This is a genomic window from Boseongicola sp., from assembly GCA_014075275.1.
Classification (GTDB): Bacteria; Pseudomonadota; Alphaproteobacteria; order Rhodobacterales; family Rhodobacteraceae.
In genome coordinates, this window is the sequence record CP046179.1 from 242,501 (window position 1) to 261,856 (window position 19,356).

12 protein-coding genes, 1 tRNA gene, 2 rRNA genes and 2 pseudogenes (1 of these 17 running past the window's edge) are annotated in these 19,356 nt (G+C 53.4%); 6 read left to right on the forward strand and 11 right to left on the reverse strand.

The genetic code is table 11. The annotated features are described in order from the left end of the window. From GKR98_01350 to GKR98_01360, 3 genes are all read left to right on the forward strand, one after another. Positions 1-1,372 (forward strand): 23S ribosomal RNA (locus GKR98_01350); it begins 1,467 nt to the left of the window's first position. A gap of 126 nt (positions 1,373-1,498) precedes the next feature. Further along, positions 1,499-1,613, forward strand: a 5S ribosomal RNA gene (gene rrf / locus GKR98_01355). A 439-nt stretch (positions 1,614-2,052) separates the two neighbouring features. Beyond that, on the forward strand, positions 2,053-2,445 hold the full coding sequence (locus GKR98_01360) for a hypothetical protein (GenBank protein QMU56967.1): 393 nt from the start codon (positions 2,053-2,055) through the stop codon (positions 2,443-2,445). Here GKR98_01360 and GKR98_01365 read toward each other — a convergent pair. Continuing rightward, a protein-coding gene (locus GKR98_01365; protein ID QMU56968.1) for an IS3 family transposase occupies positions 2,390-3,741 on the reverse strand; the annotation gives its coding sequence in 2 pieces (ribosomal slippage) (positions 2,390-3,403 and positions 3,406-3,741; 1,350 coding nt in all). The genes GKR98_01360 and GKR98_01365 overlap by 56 nt on opposite strands. A 288-nt stretch (positions 3,742-4,029) precedes the next feature. Further along, positions 4,030-4,524 (reverse strand): hypothetical protein, encoded by a 495-nt coding sequence (locus GKR98_01370; protein ID QMU56969.1) that lies wholly within the window; start codon positions 4,522-4,524, stop codon positions 4,030-4,032. Positions 4,525-4,766: 242 nt separating this feature from the next. Here GKR98_01370 and GKR98_01375 point away from each other — a divergent pair, with 242 nt between their 5' ends. Further along, the gene (locus GKR98_01375) at positions 4,767-5,813 is read left to right on the forward strand and encodes a gfo/Idh/MocA family oxidoreductase (protein ID QMU56970.1); all 1,047 of its coding nucleotides are present in this window, start codon (positions 4,767-4,769) and stop codon (positions 5,811-5,813) included. A gap of 65 nt (positions 5,814-5,878) precedes the next feature. Continuing rightward, positions 5,879-5,955 (forward strand) — tRNA-Met (locus GKR98_01380). A gap of 32 nt (positions 5,956-5,987) precedes the next feature. On the opposite strand, the gene oppD is transcribed toward GKR98_01380, so the two are convergent. The 5 genes and pseudogenes from oppD to GKR98_01405 all read right to left on the reverse strand — a co-directional run bounded on the left by oppD (position 5,988) and on the right by GKR98_01405 (position 13,298). Then, the gene (gene oppD, locus GKR98_01385) at positions 5,988-7,793 is read right to left on the reverse strand and encodes an oligopeptide ABC transporter ATP-binding protein OppD (GenBank protein ID QMU56971.1); all 1,806 of its coding nucleotides are present in this window, start codon (positions 7,791-7,793) and stop codon (positions 5,988-5,990) included. Between the two features lies 1 nt (position 7,794). Beyond that, positions 7,795-8,184, reverse strand: a pseudogene (locus GKR98_01390) (ABC transporter permease subunit). Positions 8,185-8,259: 75 nt separating this feature from the next. Beyond that, positions 8,260-9,602 (reverse strand): IS3 family transposase gene (locus GKR98_01395; protein ID QMU56972.1). Its coding sequence is split into 2 segments (ribosomal slippage): positions 8,260-9,273 and positions 9,276-9,602, totalling 1,341 coding nucleotides; the frame shifts between segments, so codons are not numbered across the junction. A gap of 44 nt (positions 9,603-9,646) precedes the next feature. After that, the gene (locus tag GKR98_01400; GenBank protein ID QMU56973.1) at positions 9,647-10,579 is read right to left on the reverse strand and encodes a twin-arginine translocation signal domain-containing protein; all 933 of its coding nucleotides are present in this window, start codon (positions 10,577-10,579) and stop codon (positions 9,647-9,649) included. Then, complete coding sequence (locus tag GKR98_01405; protein QMU56974.1) at positions 10,452-13,298, reverse strand: molybdopterin-dependent oxidoreductase; 2,847 nt, start codon at positions 13,296-13,298, stop codon at positions 10,452-10,454. The genes GKR98_01400 and GKR98_01405 overlap by 128 nt, the downstream gene beginning before the upstream one ends. A gap of 241 nt (positions 13,299-13,539) precedes the next feature. On the opposite strand from GKR98_01405, the gene GKR98_01410 reads away from it, so the two are divergent. Further along, positions 13,540-14,196: a TetR family transcriptional regulator gene (locus GKR98_01410; GenBank protein ID QMU56975.1), complete on the forward strand. Its 657-nt coding sequence runs from the start codon at positions 13,540-13,542 to the stop codon at positions 14,194-14,196. Positions 14,197-14,667: 471 nt separating this feature from the next. On the opposite strand, the pseudogene GKR98_01415 reads toward GKR98_01410, so the two are convergent. The 4 genes and pseudogenes from GKR98_01415 to GKR98_01430 all read right to left on the reverse strand — a co-directional run bounded on the left by GKR98_01415 (position 14,668) and on the right by GKR98_01430 (position 19,303). Then, positions 14,668-15,726: pseudogene (locus tag GKR98_01415) on the reverse strand (IS110 family transposase). A 267-nt stretch (positions 15,727-15,993) separates the two neighbouring features. Beyond that, a complete protein-coding gene (locus tag GKR98_01420; GenBank protein QMU56976.1) occupies positions 15,994-16,713 on the reverse strand; it encodes an alpha/beta fold hydrolase in 720 nt (239 codons plus the stop codon). Further along, entirely contained in the window at positions 16,710-18,251 is a 1,542-nt protein-coding gene (locus GKR98_01425; GenBank protein ID QMU56977.1) for an ABC transporter permease subunit, read from the reverse strand. Before GKR98_01425 ends, GKR98_01420 begins: the two co-directional genes overlap by 4 nt. Then, complete coding sequence (locus GKR98_01430) at positions 18,248-19,303, reverse strand: betaine/proline/choline family ABC transporter ATP-binding protein (protein ID QMU56978.1); 1,056 nt, start codon at positions 19,301-19,303, stop codon at positions 18,248-18,250. Before GKR98_01430 ends, GKR98_01425 begins: the two co-directional genes overlap by 4 nt. Between the last annotated feature and the right edge of the window lie 53 nt (positions 19,304-19,356).

Genomic DNA, 19,356 nt, shown 5'->3' on the forward strand with positions numbered 1-19,356 from the left:
TAATATTCCTGGGCCATGTGGTGGTGACGGATCTCGAAGGTAGTTCATCCTTATTGGATTGAATGGGCTGCTAAGAGGTTCCTGGAAATAGCCCCACTATAAGATCGTACCCTAAACCGACACAGGTGGACTGGTAGAGAATACCAAGGCGCTTGAGAGAACGATGTTGAAGGAACTCGGCAAAATACCTCCGTAAGTTCGCGAGAAGGAGGCCCGGGTTTTACGCAAGTGGAATCCGGGGGCACAAACCAGGGGGTGGCGACTGTTTACTAAAAACACAGGGCTCTGCGAAGTCGCAAGACGACGTATAGGGTCTGACGCCTGCCCGGTGCCGGAAGGTTAAAAGGAGAGGTGCAAGCCTTGAATTGAAGCCCCGGTAAACGGCGGCCGTAACTATAACGGTCCTAAGGTAGCGAAATTCCTTGTCGGGTAAGTTCCGACCTGCACGAATGGCGTAACGACTTCCCCGCTGTCTCCAACATCGACTCAGCGAAATTGAATTGCCTGTCAAGATGCAGGCTTCCCGCGGTTAGACGGAAAGACCCCGTGCACCTTTACTACAGCTTCACATTGGCATCAGGCCAAGCATGTGCAGGATAGGTGGTGGGCTTTGAAGCAGTAACGCTAGTTTCTGTGGAGCCATCCTTGAGATACCACCCTTGCTTTGCTTGATGTCTAACCGCGGACCGTTATCCGGTTCCGGGACCCTGTGTGGCGGGTAGTTTGACTGGGGCGGTCGCCTCCCAAAGAGTAACGGAGGCGTGCGAAGGTTGGCTCAGAGCGGTCGGAAATCGCTCGTTGAGTGCAATGGCAGAAGCCAGCCTGACTGCGAGACTGACAAGTCGAGCAGAGTCGAAAGACGGCCATAGTGATCCGGTGGTCCCGAGTGGAAGGGCCATCGCTCAACGGATAAAAGGTACGCCGGGGATAACAGGCTGATGGTGCCCAAGAGTCCATATCGACGGCACCGTTTGGCACCTCGATGTCGGCTCATCTCATCCTGGGGCTGGAGCAGGTCCCAAGGGTACGGCTGTTCGCCGTTTAAAGAGGTACGTGAGCTGGGTTTAGAACGTCGTGAGACAGTTCGGTCCCTATCTGCCGTGGGTGTAGGATACTTGAGAGGAGTTGCCCCTAGTACGAGAGGACCGGGGTGAACGATCCACTGGTGGACCAGTTGTCATGCCAATGGCAGTGCTGGGTAGCTATGATCGGAAAGGATAACCGCTGAAGGCATCTAAGCGGGAAGCCCCCCTCAAAACAAGGTATCCCTGAGGACCGAGGTAGACCACCTCGTCGATAGGTCGGAGATGTAAGCGCAGCAATGCGTTCAGTTGACCGATACTAATTGTCCGATAGGCTTGATTTGATCCAGTAGAAGACTGGCTGCGCACTTCGGTGCACAGAAAATCGAGAGCATACACCAACGTAAGCTACGCGACTTGGATTTCTCTTCGACCCCAACAGGTTGAAGGGTGAAGTTGATGTGTTCTTTTCTTGGTTTGGTGGTCATAGCGCGAGCAAAACACCCGATCCCATCCCGAACTCGGCAGTTAAGTGCCGCCGCGCCGATGGTACTGCGTCTTAAGACGTGGGAGAGTAGGTCACCGCCAAACCTAGTAAGGAACATATCATCGTCGAAGCAATTGCTCCGACGGGTATCTCTCGACGATGCACGAACAAAAACGCCGCCCTCCGGGGCGGCTTTTTTGTGTTTGGGGGTGTGTCGGCTATGCGGACAAAGTTGCCGATCGCTTAGTGTGTGACAAGGGCGCGACATCGCCCATTCATAGTTCTCGTGACCCTTAAAACTCTAGCTCAGCCTTCCATTCCGCCTTCGAGCAATAATCTGCGTTTCTCCGTCTTCTTTAACCGGCCAGGAAACTAAGCAAGTATTTCAAGCCAAACACTCGAAATTCGGGACACATATGGTCGCTTGCTTGTGACCAACAGCTCCCGTCGATAGCTTGCTGTGGCACCAAGCCTATGCTTACAATCCAACAGCTAGTGCAATTGATTGCCTTTCACGACCATCGCCAACGAGGCCTGAACTATATGGAACTTACCCTTCAATCTGCTTTGTCGTTTGGAGGGATGGTCGGGCATATGTCGTATTTCCTCCTATTCGTATCGATGGTTATGCGCGTGATGTGGGTGTTGCGTGTCTTGGTGATCCTCTCGGCACTTGTCGGCATTACGTATGATATTGTTTGGACAAAAGACCCCGTCGGCGTATTTTGGGAAACCTCGTTGGTGGTCGTAAACGTGGTTCAACTTACGATCGGTTGGATGCAGAACCGGGCGGAAAAATTTTCGTCTGTCCGTCGTCAGGGTTTTGGGAACCAAGAGTTGCTTAAACAAGTAAAGAGTTTGGCTCGTCTGGTTGATGTTATTATGCGGCGCGCTGTCTGTGATGCAAGCGCCGCGCTTCGAGCGTCTTTCGTTTGATCCTTTCCCGTTGTCTTAGAATGGCTTTGTCACGCCCGAAGTAGACGTCGGCGGGTGTGACGTTGTTCAGGCTCTCGTGGTAGCGCTTGTGATTGTAGTGATCGACGAAGGCTTCGATCTGGGTTTCGAGGTCTCCCGGAAGGAAGTAGTTCTCCAATAGGATGCGGTTCTTCAGGGTTTGATGCCACCTCTCGATCTTGCCCTGTGTCTGGGGATGATATGGTGCGCCCCGAGAATGCTTCATGCCTTTGTCCTGCAGCCATTCAGCCAGATCGCCAGAGACGTAACTGGACCCGTTGTCGCTGAGGAGGCGGGGTTTGTGGATGACGTGAACCTGATCGCACCCTGATGCTTGTAGCGCCAAATCCAGGGTGTCCGTCACGTCCTCTGCCCGCATGTTCGTGCAGAGTTTCCACGAGATGATGTAGCGGCTGTAGTCGTCCAGGATTGTGCTGAGATAGAACCAGCCCCAGCCAAGCACTTTGAGATAGGTGAAGTCGGTTTGCCAAAGCTGGTTGATCGCAGTGGTCTTGTCTTTGAACTCGTTTGCCGCCTTGAGCACGATAAAGGCCGGGCTGGTGATCAGATCGTGGGCCTTCAGGGCCCGATAGACTGAAGATTCCGAGACGAAGTAGCGCTCCCGATCCGTGAACGTCACTGCCAGTTCGCGCGGCGACAGCTCCGTCTCCTGCAGCGCCAGCTTGACGACCTTGCGCCGGACTTCGTCGGGGATGCGGTTCCAGACATGTCTGGGCTTAGGCGCTTGATCCACAAGGCCAGCGTCGCCGCGCTGCCGATACCGATCATACCAACGGTAAAATGTGGTGCGGGGGATGCCCAGCTTTGCCAATGTTCGACGAGCAGACAAATGCGACCCCTCAACAAGCCGGATGATCTCCAACTTCTCAGATGCAGCATACCTCATTCTTGGTCGCCCCCACCGCCGGTCATGCTTTTTTTGAGAAGACGCAGTTCCAGTGTTTGCTCGGCAACGACCTCCTTCAGGTCTCGGGCTTCGCGGCGCAGGTCCTTGACTTCGTCGGTCGTAGCCGCACGCGCCGTATCTCCAGCAAGCCGCCGTTTGCCAGCTTCCATGAAGTCCTTGGACCATTTGTAGTAGATACCTTGAGATATTCCCTCACGACGGCACAACTCAGCAATGCTGTCTTCGCCACGCAAGCCATCCAGCACGATCCGGATCTTCTCTTCTGACGAATACTGTTTGCGCGTCGCGCGCTTGATCTCTTTGACGATCTTCTCGCCGGGGCTCCTGCGAGTTCCAGTTGTCTGTCTCATGTCCCACTCCTCAGTGGTTACGATGAGCCAACAACTCTCTCTTATCAAATTAACCTAATTGGACCCATAGGCGCTGACTTCAGACAGGTTAACGCACGCACCTAAAATCAAGTGCGCATTTGCCCATACCGACCCAAACACCGACGCGATACCGACGTAATACCGACACTGCCAAATTGGCCATTTCGCCTTGTTTTACTGGATTAACTACCCATACCCATTGCGCGCAAGACCCCGAGGGCGCACGCATCGTTAACGATGCAAAACCTTTCGGGGCCGAGTGCCGCGCTAAACAGTTTCTATCAAGGTGGTAAAGTGCGGTTTCAATTGGTCTCGGTCACGAACGCCGTTTAACACCTGCTCAAGTTCGCCCAAACCGTCAAACAGCATCAACGTCACATGAGGCACCCCAAAGCGCGACGCAAACATTTGCCCTGCTTCGGTTTTTATGCTGGCCACGAGATAGACAAAATCATCGTCATCGTAACACCTTAGCGCCCGGCGCGTGTTCCGTTGCAACGCTGTGCATTGCGCGCACTGAGGGTCGTGCACTTGCACCACCGCAGGGCGGCCGCGACCAATTCGGGACAGGTCATGTTCGGCAGCTGTGGCCCTCACTCCGGAAACCGCCCACCAACCGATGCCGCCAACCGCGCCCACTCCGATCAGCCCGTTTCTTGAAAGCCGCAAAAAATCACGACGCGAGGTTTCCGCCCCCGTAGCTTGTTGATTTGCTTTGATTTGTTTCTTGGCTTGCTTCGGCTTCTTGTTGGATTTCTTCATTTTATTCCAGTCAATTGTGGGCAACTTGACATTAGCCGCTCCCCTGGAGATTGGCCTAAATACAAATGCTCGCAACTGTTCACGAATGCGTCAGGTGCCCACTCGAACTTGGGCTTGGGTCGCATCGCTAGGGTGACTTTTGGGGGTTGTGCCGCCGCAGATAGCGTCGCAATAATTTCAAGGTTTGCCGCATCTCCCATGCGACATTCGGATTGCCCCGGTCACCCCGAAAGGAACTTGACGTGAACATCATAATTCTGGGAACCGGCTTGATGGCCGCACAGCACGCAAAAGCGTTTCTGGCCATCGATGGCGTCGAAGTTGTCGGGTGTATCGATATTGATGAGACACGCGCAAAAGAGTTCGCCGCAACTCACGGAATCGACCAATGGTTCACTGATCTGGAGCAGGCTTTGGGTTCCGTTAATGCCGACGCCATCGCCAATGTCACACCTGACGCGGTGCACTACCGCACAACGATGCAAGCCATTTCGGCGGGGCTACATGTCTTCTGCGAAAAGCCTTTGGCAACCAACTACAGCCACGCCGCAGAGATGACCAAGGCAGCCTTAGATGCTAATCTGATAACTGGGGTAAACCTCACCTATCGCAATGTTTCTGCTATACAAACTGCCCGCGAATTGGTCGCCAGCGGCCGCATTGGCGAGGTGCGCCACTTCGAAGCGTCTTACCTGCAAAGCTGGCTGACCCAGCCAGCCTGGGGCGACTGGAAAACCGACAGCACTTGGCTTTGGCGGCTTTCACAAAAGCATGGATCCAGTGGTGTTTTGGGCGATGTTGGCATTCATATTTTTGATTTTGCAACATTTGCCATTGATGACGCCATCACTCAGTTACGTGCCGATCTGACAGTATTTGACAAGGCTCCGGGCAACCGAATTGGCGAGTATGATCTGGATGCGAACGACAGCTTTGTCATGACTGCCCGAACTGAAAACGGTGCGACAGGAGTCGTCCATGCTTCGCGGTTTGCGTCCGGCCATATCAACGATTTGTCGCTCAAAATCTTTGGCACCAAGGGCGGCATTTCGGTTTCCAATTCCGGAGATCTGGGAAGCATCTCAATTTCTGAAGGGGAAGACCTTGAAACCGGCACTTGGCGCGATGTGTCGCTAGAGCCGGTTGAAACTAACTATGAAAAGTTCGCCAGAGCCGTGGAATCGGGTTCTGGCATGCAGCCAGATTTCGCAACCGCCACGCGATTGCAGGCCGTTATCGACAGCGCGATTGACAGCGATGCTTCTGGCAAGCAAATCCTGCTCAAATAAGATAAAAAATTCTTCCCTTCGGTCTTGCGGACCGCGACAATCATAGATAGTTCACACTTCGTTGGCGCGGGGTGGAGCAGCCCGGTAGCTCGTCAGGCTCATAACCTGAAGGTCGTAGGTTCAAATCCTACCCCCGCAACCAACCCTTCCGACATTTTCAATTATGCAACGCCACTACAGGGCGTTGGCAAGTATGTCCTGCAGGCTGTCGTGTTCGGCAACGAAGTGGCCAGGTGATGTCTCGTGCAATTGGGGCACATAGTCGAATTCTCCGCCGGCCAGCTTACTGGGCAAAAACCGCAGCGCTGCTTTTGGATCTAGTGGTGAAGGCAACTCGCCCGGCAAGCGTAATCTCTTGCGGCTGCGCTCAATTTTTGGATCGGGAATAGGGACAGCTGAAATAAGCGCTTGAGTATAGGGATGCTTCGGGGAAGTGCAGATCGTTGCGCTGTCGGAAAGTTCAACGATGCGACCAAGATACAGAACCATGATGCGATCAGAAATGTCCCTAACGACCGAAAGGTCGTGAGAAATGAAGAGCATAGACATGCCGAACTCTGTCTGCAGCTCTTTTAGCAGCGAGATGATCTGAGCCTGAATGGAAACATCCAGCGCGGAAACAGCCTCGTCACAGATGATAAGTTTAGGACGATTGATCATCGCGCGGGCGATGCCGACACGCTGGTTTTGGCCGCCGGAAAGTTCATGCGGATAGCGGTTATACATCGAGGCATCCAAGCCCACGCGCTCCATCATGGCGTGAACTTCTTCCCGTCGTTCGCGAGCTGTCAGGTCAGCTCGAAATGTGCGCAATGGCTCAGCAATAGACGTAGAGATCGTCATGCGAGGGTCCAAACTTGCCAAAGGATCCTGAAAGACGATTTGAAGGTTCTTACGGGCGCGTGACATTTCTTTTTTGTCCAGCGACGTCAGATTTGTTCCCAGCCAACTAACCGAGCCATGTGTGGGTTCGACTAACCGTAGGACCGCACGGGCAAGCGTCGATTTTCCGCATCCCGACTCACCAACGATGCCAAGTGTTTCGCCTTCGTGAAGTGAGAAACTGACGCCATTGACCGCGCGAAGTGGTTGGGAGCCACCAAAAAACCCACTGCCCGATTTGATCTGGAAGTGAACCTGAATATCGTCCGCCTCCATGATCGGGGCGGTGGTCTTTTCCGGTTTATCAGGGCCGCCAGCGTCGATGCGCGGCATTGCTTCTAACAGTTTGCGTGTGTATTTATGATGCGGGTTTGCGAAGATATTCTCCACCGGGCCTTCTTCGACAAATGCGCCAAGCCGCATGACCTGAACGCGATCACACATGCGCGCGACGACGCCCATATCATGAGTGATTAACGCAACTGCCGTGTCGTGCTCTTTCTGCAAACTGGACATCAAGTCGAGCACATCGGCCTGAACCGTTACGTCAAGCGCTGTTGTCGGCTCGTCAGCGATCAGCAGCTTTGGATCACACAGCATGGCCATGGCGATCATCACGCGCTGTCTCATGCCGCCGGACAATTCGTGTGGATACTGTTGCAATCTGCGTTTGGCATCGGGGATGCGGACGCGGTCCAGCCACTCCAGGCAACGTTGATGCGCCTGTTGACCGGACATACCGCGATGGGCCTGCAAGACCTCTGACATCTGATGCCAGACTTTTAGGTGAGGTGTCAGCGCCGTCAGAGGGTCTTGGAAGATCATTCCGACTTCGTCACCACGAATGCGGTTAAGGGCATTCGTATTGAGGTTCAGAATTTCTTTACCCTTTAGTGTTACTGAGCCAGTGGCTGTGCCATTTCCTGCCAATAGACCCATGGCTGCCATGAAACTTTGGCTTTTCCCTGACCCGGATTCGCCAACGATCCCAAGGCACTCGCCAGCTTTGATGTCCAAAGAGACGCCCCGAACCGCGTTGACAGTGCCGTCAGGGGTGTCGAAGTCTACGCGCAGGTCCCTCATCGAAAACACGGTCATCTCAGCGGTCCTTCGGATCAAGAGCGTCGCGCAGACCGTCGCCGATAAAGAACATCGTAATGATGATCGTCACGTAAAATGTCAGCGGGAAGGCAAGCTGCCAAAGTGTGCCGTAAGCCATGGTTCCAGCGCCTTCAGAGATCAGACTTCCAAGCGACGTATTGGGTTCGGAAATGCCTAACCCTAAGAACGAAATGAAACTCTCTGCAAGTATCATATCGGGCACCAGAAGTGAGGCGTAGACGATCACAACCCCCAGCAAGTTCGGCAGGATGTGGCGAAATATAATTGCTGCTTCGGACACGCCGCTGGCACGCGCGGCCTCGATAAACTCTCGGTTCTTCAAGGCCAGTGTCTGTGCGCGAACGATACGCGACATCGTTAGCCAGGATTGTCCGTCGTCAGGGTTTTGGGAACCAAGAGTTGCTTAAACAAGTAAAGAGTTTGGCTCGTCTGGTTGATGTTATTATGCGGCGCGCTGTCTGTGATGCAAGCGCCGCGCTTCGAGCGTCTTTCGTTTGATCCTTTCCCGTTGTCTTAGAATGGCTTTGTCACGCCCGAAGTAGACGTCGGCGGGTGTGACGTTGTTCAGGCTCTCGTGGTAGCGCTTGTGATTGTAGTGATCGACGAAGGCTTCGATCTGGGTTTCGAGGTCTCCCGGAAGGAAGTAGTTCTCCAATAGGATGCGGTTCTTCAGGGTTTGATGCCACCTCTCGATCTTGCCCTGTGTCTGGGGATGATATGGTGCGCCCCGAGAATGCTTCATGCCTTTGTCCTGCAGCCATTCAGCCAGATCGCCAGAGACGTAACTGGACCCGTTGTCGCTGAGGAGGCGGGGTTTGTGGATGACGTGAACCTGATCGCACCCTGATGCTTGTAGCGCCAAATCCAGGGTGTCCGTCACGTCCTCTGCCCGCATGTTCGTGCAGAGTTTCCACGAGATGATGTAGCGGCTGTAGTCGTCCAGGATTGTGCTGAGATAGAACCAGCCCCAGCCAAGCACTTTGAGATAGGTGAAGTCGGTTTGCCAAAGCTGGTTGATCGCAGTGGTCTTGTCTTTGAACTCGTTTGCCGCCTTGAGCACGATAAAGGCCGGGCTGGTGATCAGATCGTGGGCCTTCAGGGCCCGATAGACTGAAGATTCCGAGACGAAGTAGCGCTCCCGATCCGTGAACGTCACTGCCAGTTCGCGCGGCGACAGCTCCGTCTCCTGCAGCGCCAGCTTGACGACCTTGCGCCGGACTTCGTCGGGGATGCGGTTCCAGACATGTCTGGGCTTAGGCGCTTGATCCACAAGGCCAGCGTCGCCGCGCTGCCGATACCGATCATACCAACGGTAAAATGTGGTGCGGGGGATGCCCAGCTTTGCCAATGTTCGACGAGCAGACAAATGCGACCCCTCAACAAGCCGGATGATCTCCAACTTCTCAGATGCAGCATACCTCATTCTTGGTCGCCCCCACCGCCGGTCATGCTTTTTTTGAGAAGACGCAGTTCCAGTGTTTGCTCGGCAACGACCTCCTTCAGGTCTCGGGCTTCGCGGCGCAGGTCCTTGACTTCGTCGGTCGTAGCCGCACGCGCCGTATCTCCAGCAAGCCGCCGTTTGCCAGCTTCCATGAAGTCCTTGGACCATTTGTAGTAGATACCTTGAGATATTCCCTCACGACGGCACAACTCAGCAATGCTGTCTTCGCCACGCAAGCCATCCAGCACGATCCGGATCTTCTCTTCTGACGAATACTGTTTGCGCGTCGCCCGTTTGATGTCTTTGACGATCTGCTCGCCAGGGCTTTTGGTTGTCTTTCTCATCATCCACTCCTCAGTGGTTACGATGAGCCAACAAAACTCTCTTATCAAATTAACCTAATTGGACCCATAGGCGCTGACTTCAGACATTCGTAGAATTTGAAGTCAAGCAACCCGATGTCTGGCCAACCTAGCCCGTCCACAACTCCGCGTTCCATTGAGGTGTATGCTTCCGCCGGTGACGTTGTAACAGGTATCGCACCGAGCGATTCCAGGATTGGATCGTACAACGGAATTGATCGGATTTTCTTGCCTTCATAATACGACAGATCGCTGGAATCGTCGCGCGTTTGGAACACGTACCCAACACCACTTAGCGGCATACCAAGCAACATCACGCCGCGTTGTTGCATCAGCAAATCCGAATATGCGTCGATAGCTCCCGACGCCTTGAGCTCATCCAAACTTGCGCTTCCGCTGGCCAATGAAATTGAAGCTGGCATCGCGCCCGCGAAGTAGGAGTTAGCTGAGTGGCTAATGTCAAAAACCCCGTTGGCGATCGCCTCCGGAGCGTCAAATCCGCCAATCACGTCCGAACCGCCGACATACTCAATCTCAAGATCACCGCCAGAAATCCGGTCGACTTCCGCAGCCAAGAAATCGTATGGCTTACCCCAAACAGTGTTCCGGTTAATAAAAGCAATATAGCACAGTTTGCGTTTGCCTTGCGCCAGCAAAGGCGTGCCAAGAGCGGAAGCCGCGCCGACAACGGCCGCGCCTTTCAAAAGTCCTCGACGGGTAACACCAGATTTTGTTTCTTTGGACATGATTTCCTCCTGTTGATCTAGATTGTTTTCTTTTTCGCGGTTATTTGCGCTAGGTGACTTAAGCTTTGCCGCAGTGCTCCGATTACTAGCGCGGCCAGGTCGCCAACTCCTCCTTGCTGGGCAGCCGAACAACACCACGGTTAACTTCAATCGCGGCGAGTACTCGTTCTGGGGTCGCCGGGATATCGCGAACCCGTGCGCCTCCAGTAGCATTTGAAATGGCGTTAATGATCGCGGGGATAGGAGAGATCCCGGGATGTTCGGCTACACTTTTGGCCCCGAAAGGTCCGCGTTCAAACGGATCCTCGACGTACAAGCGTGTAACCGTATCCGGCACGTCCATGGTTGTTGGCAGCCCGTAGCCCACCAAGGTCGGCGGGTTGTCCGGATGAAACGCCTCCTTCAAAGCAAATCCGACTCCGAAGGAAATCCCGCCATCTACCTGGCCCTCTACTGCAAGTGGATTGACGATCGTGCCTGGGTCGCAAACATTGACGTGATTGCGCAACTTCACCTGTCCGGTTTCAGTATTCACATCCAACTCAATCAGACCAAGATTGTATCCGTATAAGATGTTCGGCGCTTCGCCGTTCCAGTCAAGATCACCGCTGCAGCGACGTGATAGGCCATTCTTATCCAAAAACGCGGCGATCTCCGCGAAAGTTGTAACTTTCCCAGCGGAGCTCGCACAGCTGTCTTCGAGCAGTTCCAGATCGCCTGTATCGACGCCCAGAATTTTGCCTGCAATTTCGAATATGAGGCTACGCAGGTTCTCGGCCGCCATTTGAACCGCCCGACCGGTAGCCACAGTTGTGATCGAACTAAAGGTAGGTACTGGGTAATCTGCAGCCGTCGTGTCGCCCAGCAATACCGAAACCAATTCAACCGGCACCTCAAGAGCATCAGCGCCGATTTGCGCAAATTGGGTCGTCGGGCCCTGCCCCTGTTCGACGGTGCCAGCCAGGATCAGAAATGTCCCGTCAGGCTTAATCTCTGCGCCCGCAGAAATTCGCTGCGAAACATAGCCTACGTTGCGCCAGCCGCCACCGACCCCGAGTCCGGGAATCCAAGGCTCCATAGCATTGGCTCGCCGATCTTCCAGTCGCGCAAGCGCAGCGTCATAGTGCGGTTTCAGTGCATCGATTTCTTTGTCATAGTTCACATGTTCGGTCATCTCTTGACCGATATGGGTCACGTCCCCGTACTGGATCGCGTTAATCCTTCGAACTTCCAGCGGGTCAATCCCAAGATGCCCCGCGACCAGATCGACCTGAGATTCATAGGCAATCGGAAGATAGTTCGCATTAGTTCCGCGCAAGGGAACAAATCGCGGTGCATTTGTCAGAACATCATAAGCGCGGGCCCTAACGTGCGGTACTTTGTAGGGGCCGGTAACATGGGACAACATCGCGGGGAGCGATTCAAAATAGCATAGCTCAAGACCTTTGGTTGTCTCAGGAATGAGGTATGGCGCCCATGAACCAGAACCGTGCAAAATGTCGACCTCAATTGCAACGATCGTTCCATCCCGCATAGCGCCGGTCTTATAACGCACATTCACAGAAGGCGCTTTACAAGATCCCAAAATGGATTCAGCACGACTAAAAACTAGCTTGACCGGCTTTCCGGTCTTCCGAGCCAATAGCCCGGCAACCACAGGCGCCAATGTGTCACCGCGCGTTCCAAAATTGCCGCCCATTGCGGGGCAAATAATTCGAACATCATCCTGTTTCATGTTCAAATTATTGGCAATTGACTCCGTACCTTGAACGAATGCGTGGTACAGTGGCGACTTTATGACCAACGTTCCGTCATCTTCTTCATAAGCGAGGGCTGCTTCGGGCTCCATTGCTGCGTGCTCACGCACCGGAACCGAATATTCCTTTTCGACAATAAGGTCTGCTAGTGCAAAACCCTTTTTTATGTCTCCAGAACTCACTTCTGTCGCTGGCGATACATTGTCCGCGAAATCAAAAAGCCGCGCCGAATTGGGTCGGGCGGCGTCCGACAATTCGATTGCGTGGGGCAGCTCTTCAACCACGACATTAATCAGATCAACTGCCGCAAGTGCAATTTTTTCGCTTTCGGCCGCTACGGCAAAAAGCGCTTCGCCTTTGAATCTGATTTTGTCTTTGGGAAATATGTAAACCTGCGGCTGGCAGTTTGGCAAAAATGGCGTCCCTGGAATGTCATCGGGCCCTATGACTGCGACGACACCGGGCAGCGACTGCGCCTTGGATAGATCGTATCTCAGAATGCGCGCGTGATGCACCTCGCTGCGATAGAATTTCGCGTGCAGCATCCCATCCATCCTCAAGTCGGCCGTATACTTCGCCTTACCATTGACAGTATCCGGAGAATAACGATTGGGAACATTGTAACCAACCGAGCTACCGACTGGCGCAGCGACCGCTGGTTCGGACTGTGAGTTTCGGCGCATTATCTCGCCCGCGTACTGAACCGCTTCGATTATTTTCGTGTAGCCCGTACAACGGCAAAGGTTCTTTGACAGCGCCTTGGTCACATCTTCGCGCGCCGGATCAGGTTTGGATTTTAGCAAGACCGCGGACCTAAGGATCATTCCTGGAATGCAAAATCCACATTGTGTGGCCCCCAATTCCAAAAACGCTTGCTGAAGCGGGTGCAGAATTTCTTCGTCAATTCCATCTAACGAACCATCCGAAAATCCTTCAATTGTCACAACGTCTTTAGTTGCCGCGCGGGCAGCGGGTAGCAAACATGATTTGGCGGGCTTTCCATTCATCAGGACAATGCAGCTGCCACATTCACCATTGTCGCAGGCCTTTTTAGCGCCCGTCAGGTCCAAGTCTTCGCGAAGCAATTCCAAAAGCGTGGTATCTTCGGCTGCTTCGACCGCCACGGGCCTACCATTGACGGTCAGATCGATCTGACTTGTTTTTCCATCAAGCATTCAAGAATCCATTGTTGTAAGTAAATTTTTACTTAGTTAACTTTGCATGTCAAGAAAAATTGCCCTATGGATAGTAAGAGCGCTCTTGGGAACATTTGGGCAAGTAAACTAAGACTATGCCGATTTCGGTTTTTACCGACCATTGGTATCAAATTCTTGATCAACTGTTCGGCACGCTAGGGTTGCAACTGTTTGTAATTCGCCACAATTTTGGGCGTTAGCCAAATTCGGAGGATACCGTTTGGTGCAAAAAGTAATTCGTCGAGACGCCGAAGCGACCAAAGAGCGCATTCTGACCGTGGGTATCAAAGATTTTTGCGAAAACGGATACTCTGGAAGCAGAATTCAAAATATCGCCCACAGATCCGACTGCAATATTCGCATGATTTACCACTACTTCGGCAACAAAGAAGGGCTCTATAGAGCTGCGCTTGAACGGGTCTATGGTGCAATTAGGAGCAGCGAGGCTAAACTTGGCCTAGATAATCTGGACCCGGTGTCAGCCATAAAGTCCTTAGTCGAATTTACATTCGACCACCACCGGCAGAACCGAGAACTTGTCGATTTGGTAGTGGTCGAAAATGTACAGCGCGGTCGGTACTTGAAAGGTATCGACAGTATTTCGAAAGAAAGTAGCGAACTGATCGACAAGATCGATTCTGTGTTGAAGCAGGGCGAAATTCGTGGCGATTTTTTCAAAGGAACCGACGCATTTCAGCTCTATGTGTCGATCCTGTCGTTAAGTTTCTTCCACCTTTCCAACGCGCATACTCTGTCAATAATGTATGACCGTGATCTACGCGACGATAATTGGATCGATTCACGAAGAGACCACGTCGTTCAGATGGTCCTTGCTGGGATAGGAGTGAACCGAAAATTGGTACATTCGATGAAGTAGCGCCGTATACCTAGCCTGCTGTGAATCGGAGTCCGGGACACAAATCAAGTTGTGCGTTTACACCAATTAAGATCAGAAAACGCGGCGGAAACTGCTGTGGGACTGCCAATTGGAGTAGCCGAATTATTTCTGTAGATTGGCCGTCGCTGGAAGAACTCCCTAATTGGAAGTTTGCGCCGATAGTTTCACGTTCAACTTTGAGTACACTCCGACGTTAGATCGATGGCAGAAGAATGGGTTCGATCTATCGATGAATAACCTCTGTGGGTGGCTCCTGCTTTACAAGAGGTTTTTGGTGATATTTGCGGTCATTTTCGTCAGTACCGTCGTCTGTCCGGCCTGTTTGTGCGGTGGTGTTCCGCTGGCCTTGATGAATTCCGCGAGTAAGGTTCCAATCGGCTTATCGGCCTTGGAAGAGAGCCGCTGCCATTCCCGGAGTGTCCTTGCTCTTGGTTGACTTAATTCCGATCATCACTTCAACGTCTTGCATCTTTTTGGCAGTCGGAGCGTTTGGAACGCAGGCTGCCGGTATTCCTGTTTCCTTGTGAGCATCGCCCAGATGGCCCGAGCGGCCTTGTTTGCCATGGCCGTTGTTGCCAATCGGAATGGTTTGTCTGCGATGATCTTCGCTGTCTACAGATCGACCTTCTCCGGTGAACGTTTCGCCATCACCGCGCGTGATGTCATGCCCACGACCAACAGCTTGCGAATGTAGCGATCACCCTGCTTAGTGATCTGGCCCAGACGTTCCTTGCCGCCGCTGGACTTATTGAGCGGGGTCAGGCCCAACCAGGCCGCCAGATCGCGCCCGGTCCGGAACTGTTTTGCATCGCCAATCGTTGCAACAATAGCCGATGCCGTGATCGGGCCGATGCCAGGCATGCGCATCAACCGGCGCGCATCTGTACTCAGCATGGCATGTTGTTCGATCATCTTGGAATAGCCTTCGATGCGCGCGTTCAAGCCAATGAACTGATAGCACTGGATACTGAGCATGCCGTTCGCGATGTCAGGCATGTCCGGGTGATCGCCATCAAGGTGGCGCTTGGCGAAGGCTGAGACCGCTTCGACTCCAATGGGCAAGATGTGCCCGAACTCGCGCAGCAAACTGCGGATCATGTTGGCCATCTGAGTGCGCTGCCGGACTGCCAAATCGCGGGTGCGATGGATCGACAGAATGGCCTGCTGTTCCTCGGTCTTGATCTCCACAAACCGAATCGTTGGGCGCCGAACGGCCTCACAGATCGCTTCCGCATCAACGGCATCGTTCTTACCGCGCTTTACGTAGGGTTTGACGTATCCGGCAGGCATCAGCTTCACGTCATGACCAAGCTTGCGCAACTGGCGTCCCCAGTGATGAGACGAACCGCATGCTTCCATGCCGACGACACAGGGCGGAAGTGTCTCAAAAAAGTTGAGCAGCTTCGCTCGCTTGATGGCCTTGTTGAAGATCACACGGCCATTCTCTGAAATGCCGTGCACTTGAAAAACATCCTAGGCCAGATCCAGACCTGCGGTTTTAACTGTCATTGGGTGGCTCTTTTCCTAGCAGTCGATGATAACTGCACTTTGGCACATTCGATGCCGGTGGAGCAGGAGCCACCTACCTCATCCGCTTTGAGCGTATACCTATATGCACATGCAACGCTGGCGCGCCAAACGCCAGTCATGCACTAACTGTCGAGACAAGTTAGAAGTTGGCCAAGAGCTATGAAGCGGAAGACAACATCTTCTTTTTCTCCTCCTTGAATTGCGGGGGAAACGGATTTCCTTCCGCGCAAATGAAGTCCGCGCCGCCTACTTAGAAAGAAAATCCATCAGTATAGCATTGAAAAATTTCGGTTTTTCCAGGTGAATTGCATGCGCGCAGAGTGGAAGCACCGCCAAATGACTGTTTGGGATAGTCATCCAGAGCTGCTCGACTTGCGGCCAACCATAAGTCCGATCCTGATCGCCCCAAATGACCAGCGTATCGGCAGCTATTTCACTCAAATAGTCTTCTCCAGACCATCCTCGCATTGCTTCCAGTCCCGCCAGTATCGCAGGCAAACCACTTCGCGCTGCAAGATCAAGGCAGCCCGCATTGTCATCGACACTTTGTTCGTCGAGAAACCAAGTAGCGGCAATGCGGCGCGCCGTGGTCTCAGCACCGTCCGCTGTGGCCCGCGCAATAGATGTCTCAATCGGTTCGAACCGATCCGGCAACACGCCTGTGGGCCCGGTTGCGTATAGAATCAACTTTCTGATCCTCTCAGGCTCCTGGCGAACCATCTCTTGGACGACCATCCCGCCCATGGAGTGCCCCAACAGGTCGAACGTCCTAATTCCCATGTCGGCCAAGTGATCCAATGCCCATCTTGCCATACCATCTATGGACGCAATGGCATTCTGGTCGGCCGCGCGCCCATACCCTGGCAGGTCAAGCCGGATCAACTTTAGATCGGCGGCAAGGTTCTTTTGCGGTCCCCATTGATCGCTGCCACCCATGAAGCCATGGACAAGCACCAAGGGTGTCACTTGCGCCCGCCCTGCACAATTCGGTCAAGGATCATGGCGCAAAAGAGGATCGAGAAACCAGCCAAAATACCCTGCCCCACGTTAGCGTATTGCAGAGCCTCAAGGACATCTTCGCCAAGACCTTTGGCCCCGATCAGCGATGCAACGACAACCATCGCAAGTGAAAGCATGATGGTTTGGTTGATACCGGCGCGAATTGATGGCCCCGCGAGCGGCAAATCAACTTTGGTAAGCAGATACCACTTGTTGGCACCAAAACTTATCGCCGCTTCTCGCACACTCTCCGGAACACCGCGAAGCCCCAATACAGTCAAACGCACCACGGGCGTGCCGCCAAAGATCATCGTTGTAACAACGGCGGCAGGCTTGCCGGTGCCGAAGAACGCAATCACCGGGATCATGAACACAAATGCAGGCATCGTCTGCATGAAATCCATGATTGGCTGTATCGCCGCATAAAAGCGCGGGCGACGGGCGGCAAACATGCCCAAAGGAATACCGATCAAGATAGACAAACAGGCAGCTGTTCCCAGCAATGCCAACGTTGTCATCGCCTTCTCCCAGAAGCCTAGAAGCCCCATGTAGGACAGGAACCCGGCTGAATAAATTGCCATGCGCACACCCGCCGTGAGCCACGTCAACAGGATGATCAACGAAGCAATCACGATCCAGGGTGTGCTGACAAAGACGATCTCCAAGGCGTCCAATACTAGGCGAATACAATAGGTTATCGCATCAAATAGCGCGTCGCCGTTCAGGACTGCCCAATTAAAAAAGGCTTCGACTTTATCGATACTGACCAACCGGATATCGGGATCAGTCGGGAAGTCTGACAAAAGGGAGAAACGCCCTGGAAAACTGTAGTGCATCATTGCCGCAAAGACGACCAGCACCATGAAAATTGCACTGAAAACGATCTCGGCAACAGGCAATCCCGACCGAACCGTGCGGTCGCTCAGCCAGTCAGAAAACCGGCCTTCAAGTGCCGTATTTGCGACCAGGGCCTGCGCGACCTTAACTAGCAAAAGAATAATCAGGCCCGTCAGCGCAATTGTGGGGCCTTCGGCAGCGGCGGCTTCGGCCTCGGCTCGAATCCCTCCAATATTTGCTTCCAGCGAGTCGACGGTTCGTCGGAATGCGTCAACGCGATCCGTATTGTTCTCGATCGCAGCAGCCAGTTGCTGGCGACGCAACTCGAGCGTACCTTCAATTGACGCAATACGCTCCATAGCCTCCGCACCAAGATCGCCAAACAACCCCCGCGCCATTTGAACCATCGCTAATGCCTCGATAATCAAGAACGGCAGTGCCCAGTTCCAGAGGCCTCGCGCGCCGAACCATATCGGGCCAAAGATTCCGGCGAAAACGTTCAGCGTCGGTGTGAATTTCGAAGAGGCACCGATCTTGTCAAACATCCGAATGTAGTATTCAGGACTGGTGCGCACGAAGTCGCGAATATTCTGGCGCCTCTCTTCCGCATAGGCTTGAGCTGCAGCGGATTCCGTATCTTCAAGGGGATTTACGCCTAAGTCGGTCATGATACTTCCGTCCCTTCGATCACGGTGCGCAAGAGGTCCGCGCGTGTAATGACACCAGAATCTTTGCCATCAGTTTGCACGACAATCGGATGATCATCGTCGATTGCGAGATTGATAAGTGTGCTGAGATTTTCTGCCTCGTCGACCTTCGGAGCATCCGGAGAAAGCCCGCCGTTTGCGGCGACAAATTCATCAATAGGTTGCATGACGGCGTGGGCGTGTACGACTTTCAATCTCGAAATACCTGCCACAAAGTCGGCAACATAATCGTCAGCGGGCTCCATCACGATGTCCTCGGCGGTGCCCATTTGCACCATTTTGCCGTCACGCATGATGGCGATGCGATCACCGATCCGAACAGCTTCGTCGAGGTCATGTGTAATGAAGATCGTTGTTTTCTTGAGAATTTTGCTGAGGCGGATGAACTCGTCCTGCAGCTGGCGTCGGATCAGCGGATCCAGCGCCGAGAATGGTTCGTCCATCAACAAAACGTCCGGGTTCGCCGCAAGCGCGCGTGCAAGGCCAACTCGTTGCTGCATACCGCCAGAAAGTTCATGAGCAAATTTAGAGCCCCAGGCTCCGAGCTCGACAATGTCCAGAATCGCTGCAGCCTGACGCATGCGTTCGTTCTTCGGGACCTTTCTGATCTCCAACGGCATTGCAACGTTATCCAGCACCGACCGGTGCGGCATTAGGGCAAAGTTCTGAAACACCATGCCAATCTTCTGATTTCGAAAACGCTGAAGCTCGCGTGGGCCGAGCGCCATTACATCGGTGCCTTCAATTTCAATCTTTCCGGCAGTAGGTTCCAAAAGGCGGTTGAAGTGTCGAACCAATGTGGATTTGCCGCTGCCCGACAATCCCATGATGCAAAAAATTTCTCCGCGATTCACGGACAGGCTGACGTCAGCAACTCCTACAACCGCGTTATATTCAGCAAGAACCTCAGCTTTTCCCAGGTCTTTATCGCGGATGGCGGTGAGCGCCGCCTGAGCATTTGCTCCGAATATCTTCCAAACATTGGAGATTTCGATGACTGTCTGATCGGTCATATTGCACGTTTCCTGCGCCGCTTGAGTATCGATGGCGCACCTATTTCAGGCGC